Annotated in this window: 11 protein-coding genes; 9 read left to right on the top strand and 2 right to left on the bottom strand. The window is 38.6% G+C overall.

The window, feature by feature from the left end; all coding sequences use genetic code 11:
• The first annotated feature begins 142 nt into the window (after positions 1 to 142).
• Positions 143 to 1750, top strand: a complete 1608-nt coding sequence (locus tag ACFSGI_RS11955) for an ATP-binding protein (protein WP_204824351.1) — start codon at positions 143 to 145, stop codon at positions 1748 to 1750.
• Positions 1751 to 1846: 96 nt separating this feature from the next.
• On the opposite strand, the gene acsA is transcribed toward ACFSGI_RS11955, so the two are convergent.
• Positions 1847 to 3571 (bottom strand): acetate--CoA ligase, encoded by a 1725-nt coding sequence (acsA, locus tag ACFSGI_RS11950; RefSeq protein ID WP_204824350.1) that lies wholly within the window; start codon positions 3569 to 3571, stop codon positions 1847 to 1849.
• Between the two features lie 433 nt (positions 3572 to 4004).
• Between acsA and ACFSGI_RS11945 the strand changes: the two genes are divergently transcribed.
• The 7 genes from ACFSGI_RS11945 (at position 4005) to ACFSGI_RS11915 (ending at position 12907) form a co-directional block, all read left to right on the top strand.
• Entirely contained in the window at positions 4005 to 5102 is a 1098-nt protein-coding gene (locus ACFSGI_RS11945) for an acyltransferase family protein (protein ID WP_204824349.1), read from the top strand.
• Positions 5103 to 5307: 205 nt separating this feature from the next.
• On the top strand, positions 5308 to 5940 hold the full coding sequence (locus ACFSGI_RS11940; protein ID WP_204824348.1) for a GNAT family N-acetyltransferase: 633 nt from the start codon (positions 5308 to 5310) through the stop codon (positions 5938 to 5940).
• Positions 5941 to 5969: 29 nt separating this feature from the next.
• On the top strand, positions 5970 to 7148 hold the full coding sequence (locus tag ACFSGI_RS11935) for an acetoin utilization protein AcuC (RefSeq protein WP_204824347.1): 1179 nt from the start codon (positions 5970 to 5972) through the stop codon (positions 7146 to 7148).
• Between the two features lie 311 nt (positions 7149 to 7459).
• Entirely contained in the window at positions 7460 to 8017 is a 558-nt protein-coding gene (locus ACFSGI_RS11930) for an imm11 family protein (RefSeq protein ID WP_204824346.1), read from the top strand.
• A gap of 149 nt (positions 8018 to 8166) precedes the next feature.
• Entirely contained in the window at positions 8167 to 9300 is a 1134-nt protein-coding gene (locus tag ACFSGI_RS11925; RefSeq protein ID WP_204824345.1) for a glucose-1-phosphate adenylyltransferase, read from the top strand.
• A 21-nt stretch (positions 9301 to 9321) separates the two neighbouring features.
• The gene (glgD, locus tag ACFSGI_RS11920) at positions 9322 to 10425 is read left to right on the top strand and encodes a glucose-1-phosphate adenylyltransferase subunit GlgD (RefSeq protein WP_204825002.1); all 1104 of its coding nucleotides are present in this window, start codon (positions 9322 to 9324) and stop codon (positions 10423 to 10425) included.
• Between the two features lie 37 nt (positions 10426 to 10462).
• The gene (locus ACFSGI_RS11915) at positions 10463 to 12907 is read left to right on the top strand and encodes a glycogen/starch/alpha-glucan phosphorylase (RefSeq protein WP_204824344.1); all 2445 of its coding nucleotides are present in this window, start codon (positions 10463 to 10465) and stop codon (positions 12905 to 12907) included.
• A gap of 876 nt (positions 12908 to 13783) precedes the next feature.
• Here the strand turns inward: ACFSGI_RS11915 and ACFSGI_RS11910 are convergent.
• Positions 13784 to 15154 (bottom strand): helix-turn-helix domain-containing protein, encoded by a 1371-nt coding sequence (locus ACFSGI_RS11910; RefSeq protein WP_204824343.1) that lies wholly within the window; start codon positions 15152 to 15154, stop codon positions 13784 to 13786.
• A 215-nt stretch (positions 15155 to 15369) separates the two neighbouring features.
• On the opposite strand from ACFSGI_RS11910, the gene ACFSGI_RS11905 reads away from it, so the two are divergent.
• Positions 15370 to 17940 carry a glycoside hydrolase family 3 N-terminal domain-containing protein gene (locus ACFSGI_RS11905; RefSeq protein ID WP_204824342.1) on the top strand — a complete coding sequence of 857 codons (2571 nt, stop codon included), beginning with the start codon at positions 15370 to 15372 and terminating at the stop codon, positions 17938 to 17940.
• Positions 17941 to 18008 lie beyond the last annotated feature (68 nt).

The following is an 18008-nucleotide window of genomic DNA, read 5'->3' as shown; positions in this document are numbered from 1 at the left end:
GATTTTCACTTATTCAGTACTTTTTATTATAGATTTGTTATAGAAATTCGTTTAAATCATCATATACTTGTTTAAATTTAGCTATAATTATATGATAGATATAACTAATGGTTAAGGTTGATATTAATATTTGGGAGGCACCATGAATATAGATCCTAAAATAGCAGCAGTCGATTGGGAATATGTAGTGCAAAACTTAAAATCGTCGGTAACGATTGCTGATGCAAGAAGAAAGGATTTTCCGCTTGTTTTTGTAAATAGCCATTTTACCGAGTTGACAGGTTATACTAAAAATGAAGCGATCGGATATAATTGTCGTTTTCTTCAAGGTGTAGATACCGATCCAGGAGCTGTTAAAAAGATTCGCGAAGCTTTAGCTAAGCAAGAATCTGCTGTGATCGAGATTTTGAATTATACCAAAGAAGGAACTCCTTTTTGGAATGAGATTAATTTAGATCCTATTTTTGACCGGAATGGTGAGTGTCATTATTTTGTAGGTATTCAATTTGATATCACAGATCGCAAAACAGCGGAGCAACAAGCCAAGCGCGCAGCAGAATTAGCAGAAGCAGCTAATCGCGCGAAAAGCCGTTTTATTGCCAATATGAGTCATGAGTTCAGAACACCATTGAACGGAATTATTGGAATGACTGAATTGATCTTGTTAAGTGAGATCGATCAAGAACAACGTGATAATATGAAGATTGTCCAAAATAGTGCGGAAACGTTGTTAACGTTAATTAATGATGTACTTGATTTCTCCAAAATCGAAGCGGAAAAAATGAATCTTGAAAATATAGAATACAATATTCATGAATTGATGGATATTACAATCAAAGCGCATCGTCCATTAGCTTTGGAGAAAAAGATTGATCTATTATTGCATATCGGTAAGCGCGTACCCAAAGTAGTTGTTGGTGATCCGCATCGCCTAAAGCAAGTGCTGAATAACTTGATTGGTAATGCAATCAAATTTACAACTCAAGGTTCGGTTAAGATTTCGATTGAAGGGCAGGAATTGTCCGAAGATAAGTTAATGCTTCATTTCAAAGTAAAAGATACAGGAATCGGTATTGCAGACAAAGATATGCCCAAACTATTTAAAAGTTTCAGTCAGGTTGATGATTCGCAGACACGCGAATTTGGCGGTACTGGTCTAGGGCTTGTGATCAGTCAGCAGATTGTTGAGTTAATGGGTGGACATATTACAGTAGATAGTGATGTGGGCATAGGTTCTATTTTCCAATTCACGATTCCTATGGATTATGCTCATATTTCAACAAGTGACGGAGTAGATCAAGAATATGCTCCTTCTTACCAGCAGATAGAACCACCTGTAGAAATAGCAGATGAATCTAATGCTAGTGGATTGAAGGTATTATTGGCAGATGATGATCGTATTAGTCGTTTGATTACGATGCGTATGCTAGAAAAATTAGGTCATCGGGCAGAGTTTGTCGAAAATGGTCTGGAAGCTGTTCGCAGATTAGAAAAAGATTCTAGCTATGATCTGATACTGATGGATATTCAAATGCCTGTGATGGATGGACTTCAAGCTACAGATGAAATACGTAACTCGGGCAAAGTGAATCATAATCGTATTCCGATTATTGCATTGACAGCTCATGCATTCAAAGATGATCAAAAGCAAATTTTGGCTTCTGGTATGAATGGTGCATTATCTAAGCCATTGCCTATTCAAAAGCTTGCGGAAATGATTGATTCGATTAAACAAGAGCAACACAAATAAAACGATATCACTTATAGATATATAGCATAGTAAAAAGCCGCCTTTGATCTACAAGGGCGGCTTTTTGGCGATCACAAATGAAATACATATGGAAAGTTAATCTTCTATTGTAGAAAGATCACCTGTAGGAAGTTCCAATTCCCATGCTTTCAGTACACGACGCATAATTTTACCACTACGTGTTTTGGGAAGCTTGTCTTTAAATTCAATCTCACGTGGAGCAGCATGAGCAGATAATCCTTCTTTGACAAAACGAGTAATCTCTTGCTTCAATTCTTCGGTAGCCGTATATCCTTCTCGCAAAGAGATAAACGCTTTGATCACTTCACCACGTACAGGATCAGGCTTACCGATAACACCTGCTTCGGCGACAGCGGGATGTTCTACTAATTTACTTTCTACTTCAAACGGCCCTACACGCTCACCAGATGTATTGATTACATCATCTATTCGACCCTGGAACCAGAAGTATCCATCCTCATCCATATAAGCAGAATCTCCTGAAATATACCAACCTGGAATACGTGTATATTCTTCAAATTTGGCAGGATTGTTCCAAATTTTGTACATCATCGATGGCCACGGTGTTTTAATCGCCAGATTACCCATCCGTAGAGGTGGAAGTACATTACCAGCATCATCGATAATAGCAGCTTCTACACCCGGAATAGGACGTCCCATAGAGCCAGGACGAATATCCATGCGCGGATAGTTACAGATAAGCTGTGCGCCTGTCTCAGTCATCCACCATGTATCATGAATCCGTTGTCCATAGACACGATAACCCCAACGAATAACTTCAGGATTGAGCGGTTCTCCGACACTTAATACATGACGAAGGGAAGAGAGGTCATATTGCTGAACCACTTCATCGCCAGCTCCCATCAACATCCGAAAAGCTGTCGGAGCGCTATACCAGACAGTCACTTGATAGCGTCCAATCGTCTCATACCAATCTTGCGGGCTAAATCGCCCTCCACGTACAACATTAGTGACTCCATTTAACCAGGGTGCAAAAATACCATAAGATGTCCCTGTCACCCATCCAGGGTCAGCAGTACACCAATAAATATCATTCTCTTGAAGATCCAATACAATTCTTCCAGTATACTCTTGTTGAATCATCGCCCGGTGGACATGATAGACCCCTTTAGGCTTGCCTGTAGAGCCTGAAGTATAGTGAAGGATCAGACCATCATCGAGATCGACCCATTCAATATCTGCTTCTGTAGAAGCTTCTTGCATTTCTTGTGCAAAATGAATATAAGGAGCTGTAATTTCTTGTTCATCTCCAACAAGAATAACATGCTGAAGTTCAGGTAATTCATGACTAGGCACTCGTTCGACTAATTTGGGTGTAGTAATTATAGCGACAGCACCACTATCTGCCAAGCGATCTTTAACAGCCGTTTCCATAAAGGCTTCAAATAATGGGCCAGCGATAGCACCAATTTTAATAATACCAAGTAGTGTGAAATACAGTTCAGGAGTACGAGGCATAAAGATAAACACACGATCTCCTTTGCCTATGCCTAGCTTGCGTAACATATTAGCAGCACGATTCGATTGTTGGCGCAATTGTTCAAATGTATACGACTCACTACGTACAGGATCACTATAATGCAAAGCGATATGATCACGACGTTCTGAAGCAGCATGACGATCGATCGCTTCGTAAGCAAGATTAACCTTACCTGTTTCATGCCAGGAAAATCGTTTTTCTACATCTGCCCAGTCAAAAGAACGACTAGCTTCCTCATAATCCATCATATTGGCTTGTGTAGCTTCTACAGCAATGATTTCCACGTTATCTTTTCCCATAATGACCTCCATGATTATTGAGATACGATCTTGTGTTTCGATTACCATATATAGCGCTTACAAAAAACAATACTACGATTTCACAAATTGTTCAATTTTATATTTTCCTGTAGTATAGCATAGCGAAATATTATTTTTTTTACAATTCATTTTGCATCATAATTATGAAAAAAATCATGAATTTACATTTTGACTATAAATTATGACAACTTTGTAGTAATATATAACGAATGAAAATGATTCAAAGTGAATAATTAAACTGTTTTATAAAAACATAGTAATTCAAAATGAATAATAACCTATCATTGATATCTTCTTTTTGAGCAATATCGCTATGTCTAATATTACAGTAGAACAGAAAGTAAGGAGAGATGCAAAGCCCTATTGTACAGCATTGTATAAATGATGAATTGAAGAGGAGGTTGTTAACGAAATGAGTTTAAACGCTATGTCTGCGAAAAAAACGATCAGCGAAGTAGGATTGATTCGTGCGATCGCTTGTATGAGCGTTGTATTATTGCATTCGATTAAATTTACAACAGGGGAAAGCACAGAAGGTGCTATTCAATTTGGACTGTGGACGCTAGCAGGCTTGCTTTCTTTTGGAACATCGACTTTTGTTTTTATTTCAGCGCTTGTGCTGGCTTACTCGTATCCCAATAAGTTACCCAAGCAATTTTATAGCAAGCGTATTAAGTTTCTTTTGATTCCTTTTGCATGTATGGCTGTATTTTATGCGGTAATGTCAGGGATATTGAATGGGTGGTCGATTCCCAAGCTAGTGGTCTACAATCTGCTAGGAGCTTATCATGGCTGGTTTGTATTGGTTATTTTTCAATTTTATATTCTTCATCAATTGTTTAATAAGTATATTGACCGTTTTGATGTACGATGGGTTCTAGGTATTGCTCTTATCATTAATGTAGCTTATCTTGCTTTCTTTAATCTGGTAGCACCGCCAAGTAATAATCAATATATTACTTATATTTGGGATCGCGGATACTGGATGCCATTTACAGGGTGGGTATTTTATTTTGCTCTAGCGTATTATTGTGGTAAACATTATCAAACCTTTATGCAGTATATCGAAAAATATAAAGTATGGATTTATGCTGCTTTGCCTGTATCGTTAGCAATCATTATATATAACAATATGTATGCCAGCTTTGGATTTGGATCGAAGCGAATGGATATGATTTTGTTTACAGTTTTGTTAATTTTCGTATTGTTTTTAGCTTTTCGTAATGTGACAAAAATGCCGGCTATACTGTCTATCGTTAGTCAGTATTCATTCGGAATCTATTTATTACATTGGTTCTATCTACAAATGATGGATATAGCAGTTGAGACATTTGCTGTATCACTTGGCTATTTTGAGATTCCTTTACTATTTGTAGGAGGATTGGTCTGCTCTTACGTTACAATCAATTTGCTAAATCGTATAAAGATTGGTAAATACATTGTAGGAAGAGTGAATGTACCTAAATCTTCTGCTCCAGCATCTAGTCGTAGCTTGGTCACTGAAAACTAATTCATAATTTTAGAAAATAAAATAGTAGATTTGTCTATAGAAATCAAAACCTTCTTGCGTGATAAGAGAAGGTTTTTTTCTTGTTTTATTACACATACATTTATCTCAAAAATCAGTATACTAAAAACAGAAGGAAAGCGTTATCATAAAAATGATTATGTTTAATTACAGTATTGAATACTTCTATAAAGAAAGGAATCCCAGTATGGAGCATTTGAAAATTCCACAATCGGAAACACTTGTGTCTTCTCGGTGCACATTACTATTAGAAGGGCCTGTATCACCAGCATATATTCGTACCAAAAAAATGCATCCTCAATTAGACGCATTTCGTCGTCCGGCAGAACAATGGGAAGCACTGATCGAAATTGCTGAATTGGACGAAGGACGCATTATTATGGCCTGTGATGGCGAAGTTATTGTCGGCTACGTAACATTTCATTATGCAGATGAATATGAACGCTGGTCAGAAGGCAATATGGAGGATCTGATTGAACTTGGAGCGGTTGAAGTCGCCAACGAGTACCGGGGACTGGGTCTAGCCAAAAAGTTGATTCAACTATCATTTCGTGAAGAGCAACTTGATCGAATGATTGTATTTACAACAGAGTATTACTGGCATTGGGATCTTGAGAATACAGGGCTTAGTGTGTGGGACTATCGCAAAATGATGGAACAGTTAATGAAAAATGTCGATATGGTCTGGTTTGCAACCGATGATCCTGAAATCTGTTCTCATCCTGCCAATTGCTTAATGGTGCGTGTAGGAAAATATGTACCTCAATCTTCAGTAGAAGCATTTGATCGACTTCGATTCCGGCAACGATTTATGTACTAAATTTGAGTGATAGAAAGGAGAATTGATGTATGGATAAAGCAATATATGTATATCATCCTGATAGCTTGAAGTATGTATTTCATCAAAATCATCCATTTGACCAGCGTAGATTAACGCTTACTCGTGATCTACTACAACAAGTAAATGCTTTATCTGTAGATCAAATCTTTGTGCCTAGTGAATTGCCAGATTCTCATTTGTTGCAACAAGTGCATATTCCTGAATATGTAGAAACTGTGAAACAATTGAGTCTGGAGCATCCATCACAGCAAGCTATTGATCGTGCACTGCAATACGGTCTTCATCAAGGAGATACCCCATATTTTGCAGGTATGCACCAGAGTGCATTGTCGATTGCTGCTGGATCGGTTACTGCTGCGCACATGGTGATGGAAGGTCAGACGACCCATGCTCTTCATTTAGGCGGCGGGCTACATCACGCGATGCCACAAAAAGGAGCCGGATTCTGCATCTATAATGATGCCGCACTTGCTATCGCTCATGTGCGCGAAACGTATGGAGCGAAAGTGCTCTATATCGATACCGATGTGCATCATGGAGATGGCGTAGAAATGTGTTTTTACACCGATCCGAATGTATTTACGTATTCGATTCATGAGACGGGTAAATATTTATTTCCAGGTACAGGACGGGTAGAAGAGCGTGGAGCGGGTGAAGGATTTGGGTACACTGTAAATTTACCTTTAGAACCGTATACCGAAGATGACTCATGGCTAGAGTGTTTTGAGACGACGTTGAATCAAGTGATCGAGCGCGCTCGACCAGATCTTATTATTAGTCAACATGGATGTGATGCTCATGCGCTTGATCCGTTGTCTCATGTGCATTGTTCTATGCGCATCTATCAGGAGATGCCCCGTATGATTCATCAGGCGGCTCATCAATGGTGTGAGGGAAGATGGGTCGCTCTGGGAGGCGGAGGATATGATATCTGGCGCGTCGTACCACGAGCATGGTCGTTATTATGGCTTGAAATGAGCAATCATCCTTTACTGCAACAACTAGATACCTATCCGTTGTTACCTTTACCGCAAGAATGGTTGGATCATTGGCAGACAGAAAGTCCGGTATCTTTACCGCAAACATGGTTAGACGATGTGAAGCGCTGGGAACCGATCCCAAGACGAGAAGAGATCACCCGTAGCAATCGTGTAATGAGTGAAATAGCAGCAACTTATTTGAAATAAAGCATACGTTTATTTGCTAGTATCCAATTGGAGCAAAATTGGTATAAAATAAATGCTATGCCAGTCTGTAACAAAATCGTAATGACTCAAAAGGGACGAAATAGACATTTTCGGGTATATATATTTTGCCGGGAGATTGGCAGATAAGAGATTTTCACATACAAAGCATAAATGGGTAAGTTAATATGAGTGGTAAGCAGGGACAACAGCTACGTATGTAGAAATAGATACTATAATCAAGGAATGAGTATATTTATCATTCATTACTATAGTATGGAATGGTCTGCCAATCCCGAAAGGAAGAGATATGTATGTGCTATATCCTGTCACCAGCGAATGTATATCCGGATCGTTACTGGTTTAAGTACAATTTCAATGATTCACCGGATCATCTGAGCTTCAAAAAAGGCACACCTCAACGAGATTGGGCGAAGACGCCAAAGTTCCATTTGCAAGGAGATATCGATCTTAATCATTTAATGCATTTTGATTGGTTTATGAGCGATGGACCTGATTTGGTGGGACCCCGACTTGCTAGTGTTATCCGACAATATGCTGACAAAGATGTACAATTAGTCGATGCAGAAGTTACTGTTAACGGCAAACCACTTAATGGATTTCAAGTCCTTAATATTTTGACTGTTATCAACTGTCTGGATGTAGAAGAATCGGTTCATGTTCCTTTACTTCCAGGTATTCATGGAAGCCCTGTTCATTATATCTCGGTTGCTTTTCAACCGGATGGACTCAAAGGTCATGGGCTTGTGCGTTCCAATGAAGATATCAGTTTGATTGTAGCATCTTCTGAGTTTGTAGAAGCTTGTCGGATACAAAATATAGCAGGTATTGTTTTTAAGGAAAATCTCTAAGTGTTATCTTGTGCAACATATCCTGATGGACGGTCTCCTTCCTTTTATCAATAGCAATCTTATTGATAAATTATTTATTGTATGGCATCGTCTCTCGGCGCTACATGTCTCTACAAATTATATGACAATCACATGAAGGGGGCTTTTCCATGAGTAAGAAAGAAGTAGTAGCTATGTTGCTTGCCGGAGGTCAAGGCAAAAGACTCAAAGGTTTAACAAGATTCCTGGCAAAGCCAGCCGTCTATTTTGGTGGTACTTATCGCATTATCGATTTTCCTCTTAGTAATTGCGCCAATTCACGTATTGATACTGTAGGTGTATTAACGCAATATGAACCCATGGTCCTTCATGCATACATAGGTGTTGGTAACGATTGGGATATGGATCGTAAAAATGGTGGAGTATTCGTATTGCCACCGCACGAACGCGAAGAAGGCAGTAGCTGGTATCAAGGAACAGCAGATGCGATCTATCGCAACCTGAATTTCGTGGAAAGATTCGATCCTGAACATGTACTTATTTTATCCGGTGACCATATTTACAAAATGGATTATGGAAAAATGCTGGATTACCATAAAGAAAAAGACGCAGATTGCACGATCTCTGTTGTCAATGTCACGCTGGAAGAAGCTAGCCGTTTTGGTATGCTGAATACAGATGATGATCTTAAAATTTACGAGTTTGATGAAAAACCAGAACATCCAAAAAGCACCCTTGCTTCTATGGGTATTTATTTGTTCAAATGGGATGTTCTAAAATCTTATCTTATTCAAGATGAGACTAATCCGACCTCTTCTTATGACTTTGGTAAAGATATTATCCCGTTATTGTTAGATCATGATAAAACACTATATGCGTATCCATTTGAAGGATACTGGAGAGACGTAGGTACTATCCAGAGTCTATGGGAGTCCAATATGGATATGTTGTCCGAACATCCACAATTGGATTTGAATGATCCGAACTGGCGCATTTTTACACGTAGCCCGAATCAACCTGCTCAATATATTTCTCCAGAAGCTAAAGTCAGCGATAGCATCATTAACGAAGGCTGTATTGTTCATGGAGAAGTCAATCATTCTGTTCTATTCTTCGGAGTGGAAGTAGGCGAAGGCAGCGTAATTACAGATTCCGTTATTATGCCTAATGTTAAAATCGGTAAAAATGTTCGTATCCATCGTGCGATTATTGATGATGGTATGGTATTACCGGATGGTACGCAAATCGGTGTGGATCGTGAAGATGAGAGCGAAATCTTACTAATAACGAATGAGTCATTATAAATAAAGAGGACGGTGATGGGAATGAAGGGCTTCGTAGGAGTTATTAATCTCGATCATGAACTAGACCAATTAAATGAATTAACATATTTCCGTTGCGGTGCAGCCGTTCCATTTGGTGGACGCTATCGTCTCATCGATTTTGCTTTGTCAAATATGATGTATGCAGGTATGGAAGATATTGCTTTGTTTGTGCGTCGTAAATATCGTTCTTTAATGGATCATTTGGGTGAAGGTCGCCCGTGGGATTTGGATCGTAAACGTGGCGGATTATTCATCTTGCCACCGGATTGGCATGATCCGACTGATACTTCACTTGGAGATCTGCAACATATTCATAACAACATGGACTATTTCCATCGCAGTTCTGGAGATATTGTAGTGAATAGCGGTACGCAACATGTAAACAAAGTTGATTTCAACGATGTATACAAGTATCACCAAGAAAAAGGCGCAGATGTTACTGTTGTATACAAAAAAGTAACAGAACTTGAGCAAGAACATGGCCCTTGCCGTCGCGTAGAAGTAGATGAAAATGGTTATGTATCCGGTATTCACCATGAGCGCGATCATAACAATATTTATCTAGAAATATTTATTATGGATAAAGCACTGTATTTGGATCAAGTTCGTTACTCTATTGCTCATGGCAAAAGCTATTTCTTCCGTGATGTGATTCAACATAATCCGAATGGTCTCAAAATCGCAGCTTATGAATATACGGGCTACAATGCAGTGATCAATTCAGTGGAAAGCTACTACAAAAATAGTCTAGCTTTACTTAACCCTGATAACTATATGAAGTTATTTCATGAAAAACCTGTTCAAACAAAAATCAAATACGAAGCACCGACTAAGTATCTGGAAAGTGCTCAAGTTACAAATTCACTTTTAGCTAATGGATGTATTATTGGTGGAGAAGTGGAAAACAGCATTTTGTTCCGCGGAGTCAAAGTTGAAAAAGGCGCACGCGTAGTCAATTCAGTCATTTTGCAAAAATGCACAATTGAAGCTGGTGCTGTGCTAGAAAACGTTATTTTGGATAAAGATGTTCGTATTTCAGGAGATCGTACATTAATTGGTGATGTCAAAAAACCATATGTTACAGCGAAGAGTACTTCCATCTAAATGTAGATCAGAATTAGAATAGAGGAGGAACGCCCTTTTGTTTACAAGCAAAGAGTCATTCAAAAGCATATTTCAGAATAATGTAGTTTCCAAGTTGGGAAAACCGTTGGAAGAAGTATCAAGTGAAGATGTATATACGATTTTAAGTCGAATGATCCGAGAATTTGCCGGTAAAGAGTGGGCTGCAACCAACCGCGAATTTCGAGATAATGAGGAAAAACAAGTCTATTATCTATCTCTTGAATTTCTAATAGGTCGTCTACTAGGTAACAATCTACTCAATATGGGTGTTCTTGAAATTGTGCAAGAAGGTCTGGAAGACTTAGGCGTATCTCTTTCTGAAATAGAAGAACAAGAAGCAGACGCGGGACTAGGGAATGGTGGTCTTGGTCGTCTAGCTGCTTGTTTTATGGATTCATTGGCTTCTCTTGGATATGCAGGTCATGGTTGCGGGATCCGTTACAAATACGGTCTATTTGAACAAAAAATAGTCGATGGCAATCAAGTCGAATTACCGGATAACTGGCTGCAAAAAGGAAATGAATGGGAAGTTCGTCGTGATGATCGCAAAGTGGAAGTTCGCTTTGGTGGTAATGTAGAAGTTCAGGAAGAAGCAGGAGAGCTTACGTTTTCACTTCATGATTATGAAGGTGTATGGGCGATTCCTTACGATGTTCCTGTTATTGGATACAAAGGGAATAGAGATTCTTCGCACATGAATACCCTTCGTCTATGGAGCGCAGAACCAATGCGTGAAATGGCAAGTCGTGGTTCTTCTTCAGGAGGTAACTATTATAGCTATCTCGACTACAATCGTTCTGTTGAATCGATTTCGGAGTTTTTATACCCGGATGATTCTCAATATGAAGGGCGATTATTGCGATTGAAGCAACAGTATTTCTTGTGTTCTGCTGGTCTACAAAGTATTCTGCGTACGTATGATAAATTAGGACTTAGCTATGAAGAGTTACCAAAAAAGATAGCAATTCATATCAACGATACGCATCCTACACTGGTTATTCCTGAATTAATGCGTATTTTGCTTGATGAAAAAGGTTACGGATGGGATACAGCATGGGAGATTGTAACCAAGACAGTATCCTATACCAACCATACTATTTTGAGCGAAGCATTAGAAAAATGGCCAACTCATATGGTGCGCGAGCTGTTACCACGTGTGTATATGATTATTGAAGAGATCAATGCTCGTTTTTGCCGTTTGTTGATGGATAAATATCCAGATGATCCCGATCGTGTAGCGCATATGGCTATTATTTTCGACGATCAAGTAAAAATGGCACATCTCGCCATAGCAGGTAGTCACAGTATCAACGGTGTAGCTGCGTTGCATACCGATATTTTAAAACATCGTGAAATGAAAAATTTCTACGAATTGTATCCAGATCGGTTCAATAACAAAACGAACGGTATTACTCATCGTCGCTGGTTGATGCATGCGAATCCTGAGTTATCGCAGTTGGTCAGTGAGTCGATTGGTACTCGTTGGATCACACATCCACAGGAAATGGTTGGCATTTTGAAATACAGTGAAGATGCAAGCTTTCAAGAGCGTGCTGCACAGATTAAGCTGAATAATAAGCAAAAATTGGCGACCTATATTGAACAAAAATATGATGTCAAAGTGAATACCGATTCGATCTTTGATGTACAGGTCAAGCGCCTACACGCGTATAAACGACAATTTTTGAATATTCTTCATATTATCCATCTGTATCATCAGATCAAAGAAATGCCATCACTGGATATGGTGCCACGTACTTTTATCTTTGGAGCCAAAGCGGCACCAAGTTATTACCTTGCAAAAAGTACGATCAAACTGATTAACAGTGTAGCTAATGTAGTGAATAACGACCCTGATGTCAAAGATAAGCTGAATGTTTTTTTCTTAGAAAATTATTCTGTATCTTTGGCTGAAAAGATTATTCCTGCTGCGGATGTGAGTGAACAAATCTCTACCGCCAGTAAAGAAGCATCCGGTACAGGTAATATGAAATTTATGATGAATGGTGCTCTAACTGTAGGTACAATGGATGGTGCTAACGTAGAGATGCATGAAATGTTAGGCGATAATAACATGTTTATTTTCGGATTGAATGCAGATCAAGTGATGGACTATTATCAACATGGCGGTTACAATGCACGCGATATTTACAACAGTGATTCCCGGATTCAAGAAGTGATGAATCAACTGATTGAGCGCGGGCCATTTACTAATCATAATAATGAATTTGATATTTTATACCGTTCGATTCTTGATATGAATGATGAGTATTTTGTACTCAAAGATTTCTCGGCATACACAGAAGCTCATGTTCAGATCGATCTCGCTTATCGTAATCGTAAAGAATGGCTGAAGAAATCGATTCATAATATCGGACACTCCGGTAAATTCTCTAGTGATCTGACGATAGGGCAATATGCGTCAGAAATTTGGAAAATCAAACCTGTGGATCGTACTTGAGTATTGGTCAATGAAGTATGTGAGTATAGAGTGTGAATAAAGGGAATCCTTCTTGGTATTGTGATTGTCTTCGGATGATTACGATAATGGGGAGGGTTCTTTTTCTTTTTTTGAGCGTGGAGGGACATCGCTACGTCAAAGGATTATCCTGCCGATCGCTGTTAAGAATGGATATTTTGAACAACAGCTATCGCAGTAAATATCCATTCTTAAAGGCGAACGCTACGCTTCTTACGGATAATTCCTTTTCCTTCGCTGAGTCGATTTCTGCATCTGATTAAAATCTATTATTAAATAAAAGAATACTAATACAAATAATAGTTAACTATTCTACTATAATGGCAAAGTTACATGCGAATAGATATGATATTAGTGATATATTCTGAAAATATTGAATAATATCAGTGAAAAAGCAAATGCCTGCTATTAATAGAAAAAAAAATTATAAATAATTGAGTTGTATACTCTCATTTAATAGATAGAAATAGCGAACAATAGTCTGGATTGAGGATGAAAATACATAATCAAACCAGTAATATAAATTAAGCACAAGAAGAAAGAATTACTTAATGCAAAATTATTGGAATAGATCATTATAGTAGAATACTGAAAATAAGAAATGCGCATTACTTATGACTATAATGATGAGTATATTTTTTGCTCAAGGTAATGAATATAATTCAGCTTTATTTTAAAAAGATCCAATGTATCTAATGATAAAGTTATACAACTGCACTGAGCGCAGGGAGCGATATTGTTCTGAAAGAGCGAAGCGCTCGCCTTTGTAAATGGATACCTACCGCAAAGCGGTTAATCAAGGTATCTATTTACAACAAGCGACGGCAAGAACAATATCGCACCCGGAGCGCTGTAACTCTAAAACACCCCCACACCCATCCGTTCCCCACCCGTACGATTCTTCTGATACTGCTTCGGCGTAACGCCAGTATACCTTTTAAAAATCTTCGTGAAATAACTCTGATCATGAAACTGCAACAACGTCGAAATTTCAGCTAACGAATAATGAGAAAGACTGATCAGTTTTTTCGCTTCATCAATACGTTGTTGCTGAATATAGACAATAGGCGAACAACCGATTTCTTTTTTAAATAACTGAGATAAATAATCAGCATTCAGTTTGGTTTCTTTTGCTAGATCTTGCAGATGAATCGGTTCATACAGATGGCTGAAAATGTAATGACGTGTCAGATTGACTTCATGGGAATATCGTTGCTTCTGACCTTCCAGTACTCGATCGACAAAGTCAGCATTGCATCGCTGAGTAGTCATATGCACTTGCGCAGGATTTTCACATTCTTCGACTGCTTGAATATAAAAATCACTTAATGTATAAGCAATTTCAGCGTTGACTCCGCCGTCCATTGCCGCGCGTGTGACCAGTGTCACCGAGCAAATGCCTAGATTTTTTTCGTTCCGTAATAGACTTTTCTTGGATAGTACTCCTAATTTCTCTGTTGGAAATCCTAGCTCCCATTGAATCAAATCTTCTTTACGACCTTCTCTGATGTATTGTAAAAAGATACGTTCCATTTCAGGATTATGATGATAACGATCTGGTGTATATTCGGCTTCATCATGACGAGACAATGCGTTAGACGAAGCCAGATGTGGAATCGAATCCAGATGCACACGATGAATAGAAGCGGCTGGAATATGCAAATTATGTTGAATCAATTCTGCCATGTCCAACTCTTTGTGGTAAAGCATAAAATAAATCATAACTGCTGCATTATATATGCGTTCTTTCGAGATCAGCGGAACGTTTTTGTAAAATGCCCATACTTCATCTTGCTGACGAAAAGACAATTGATGATCGACAATAATACCTTTAATTAACTCTTCCGGTACAATCGCATTAAAAAAAGGACCTGCGATTAGAGCGCCTTCGATATCGATGTCAGTATTTTCTTGCGTCTGCAAGCGATCAAGTGAAGAATAGTCGATAGTTTCAGTGACATTTGCTTGATCAGTAGACTGAGCAGGTAAAGGCACAATTAGATATTGTTCTACAAAATTAGTAGCATGAATAAGTGGATAGTTGCCTTGAATATATTGGGTTAAGAACGCAAGCCCTTCGCTTTTACTAGCGTATAAAGGATTGAAATTCTGGGAAGGATATTCTTCAATAAGCGACCCTTGCTGATCGACTATATAGAGTGGAATCTGATATTCAATATGCAAGCATTTCATTATAAATTTGAGGGTATTAAGCCAGGTTGTATTCATATGGTTGTGTAACTCCTATCATTTCAAAGTCCAGCATACCTAATAAGTGAATAAGTATGTATTTATTATTTTACTAAAAAAATAGGAATAATACCATAAATATAATGTCATAACGCTTACATTAAAGCAGTAGACAAAAGCGATCATAATAAAATATAGATATGATCGAAGTACTACACAAACAGAGAATAGTATTGGGAAACGAGGGCATACGAATGATAGGAATATGGAATAGTACATCACAATTACAATCATCAAAATGGAAATTTTTATTTGAGGTTCAGCAAGAGTCTCCTAAGCCAACCCCACAGGACTATTCCTTAACGGTGCAAATGGAGCCACTACCGCTTGCTTTGGATATCAAGCATATACATGTAGAAGGCAATACGCTAAAAGCAACAGGAAGTGTAGTTGTTTTGCCACATGGTGAAGGCGAAGCTACGATTGAAATGGTTTTTGAAGAAGATTGCTTTACAGGTTTTATCTCATTGCCTTTTACAGGTGTAATGAAATTAGATGGTACAAGAGGAAGAGGGCAATCGTTGAGTGAAGAATTGATCAATGTGGTTGCTCCTTATCATAAAAATAATGTTGTCGAACGCACAGCAGAAGATATTAAAGCTCAAGTCGAGCAATTAATTGGACAGATGACAGTTGCCGAGAAAATCGGGCAAATGAGTCAGTGTATGGCTTCTGATTTTGCTTTTGGTGGCGATATCGAAGCAGAATCGGCAGACGTTCTGGTGGAACAAGGACGTACAGGTTCGATTTTGGGTGCTTTTAATAGTAGTCGTGTATTTGAATTGCAAAAAACAGCCGTAGAGAAATCTCGTTTGGGTATTCCATTGATGTTTAATGCCGATGTAATTCATGGTTTTCAGACGATCTTTCCTGTACCGCTGGCATGGTCTTGCAGTTGGGATATCGAAGCGATTCGTGAAGCTTGTGCGATTGCCGCCAAAGAAGCAACAGCTACAGGGATTACGTACAATCATGCTCCAATGGTTGATATTGCGCGTGATGCTCGTTGGGGACGTGTAGTAGAAGGTTCAGGCGAAGATCCTTATCTAGGTTCGTTAATTGCTAGAGCGCAAGTCGAAGGTTTTCAAGGGGCAAGTTTATTTGATAAAGAGACATTGATTGCATGTCTCAAACATTTTATCGCTTATGGTGCTTCCGAATCTGGTCGTGATTACAACACTGTTGATATCTCAGAATGGATGTTGCGTAATCTGTATTTGCCTCCTTTTCAGGCTGGACTTGAAGCAGGTGCGGCGTCAGTAATGAACGCATTTAACTTTTATCAGGGGATTCCGATTGCAGCAAGTGAATTTATTTTGAAAGATTTGCTACGTGATGAATTAGGATTCGATGGTATTCTGATCTCTGATTACGGTGCAGTCGAAGAAATTTATATACATGGTGTTGCTAAAGATCGTAGTGAAGCCGCTCGTTTATCGTTAAATGCAACAATGGATATCGAAATGGTATCTCAGACGTATGAGCAATTTTTGCCACAACTTGTAGCCGACGGTAAGATTCAAGAGCAACAATTGGATGATGCAGTACGACGCATTTTGACCTATAAATATCAGATTGGTATTATGGATGATCCTTTCCGTTATGTACGTCCAGACAAAGAAGTAGAATATCACTTTAACGAAAATCATCTACAAGCAAGTCGAGAATTGGCGCAGAAATCAATTGTACTTCTCAAAAATGAAGCTCAAACGTTACCGTTACATGTGGCTGAATCCAGCGCACGTATTGCTGTCATTGGCCCATTTGGTGATAGCAAAGATTTGTTAGGCCCTTGGCAGTTTTCTAAATATGGAGCAGATACCGTTACTTTATTAGAAGGGTTACAAGCTAAAGGCATACAAGAAGATCGTTTATTATACAGTGAAGGTTCTAAAGTAAACGAACCGATTGCAGGTGGAATCGAACGAGCACTTGAAGTAGCCGGACATGCAGATGTTATTTTGTTAGCATTAGGTGAAAATAGTGAAATGTCTGGTGAAGCTGCTTCACGTATGAATATTACAATCCCTGAGCCACAGCAACAACTGGCTGAAGCTATTGTAGAATTAGCGAAGCAATCCGGTAAAGCGGTTGTACTTGTGCTAACCAATGGTCGACCATTGGTACTGGATTGGTATGAACAGCATATGGATAGTATTGTAGAAACATGGTTTTTAGGTTCACAAGCAGGACATGCGATAGCGGACGTATTAGTCGGCGATTATAATCCATCTGCGAAGCTAACAATGAGCTTTCCGAAGCAATTGGGTCAAGTACCGATCTATTACAACCATTTTAATACCGGTAGACCTGTCACAGCCGAAAATGAACATGAAAAATATATTTCTAAATATTTAGATGGCCCGAACGATCCATTATATCCGTTTGGATATGGTCTTAGTTATAGCCAGTTTGAATATTCAGAGATAACATTAGATCGTCAAGCGATGCAACGTACCGAATCGATAACAGCAACTATTCAAGTGACTAACACAAGTTCTGTATCAGGCGAAGAAATTGTCCAACTGTATATTCAAGACCTATACGGAAGTACTGTCCGACCTGTGAAAGAACTGAAAGGATTCCAAAAAGTGACGTTAGCTGGAGGAGAGACTGCTCAAGTACAGTTTGAAATTACAGAAGAAATGCTCAAATATTGTAATTCACGCTTGCAATGGGTAGCTGATATTGGAGAATTTAAAGTATATATCGGTTCAAACGCCAAAGCTGTACAAACAGCAGAGTTTGAATTGATCGAAAAGTAAGCTCTAAAAAAATTCCCGTTTATATCACCAAAAAGTAAGTGCTTACAAAAAAATGTTGCTAACGTTTT

It is taken from the genome of Paenibacillus nicotianae, assembly GCF_042681745.1.
GTDB lineage: Bacteria > Bacillota > Bacilli > Paenibacillales > Paenibacillaceae > Saccharibacillus > Saccharibacillus nicotianae.
This window is presented reverse-complemented; position numbering and strand designations above follow the sequence as displayed.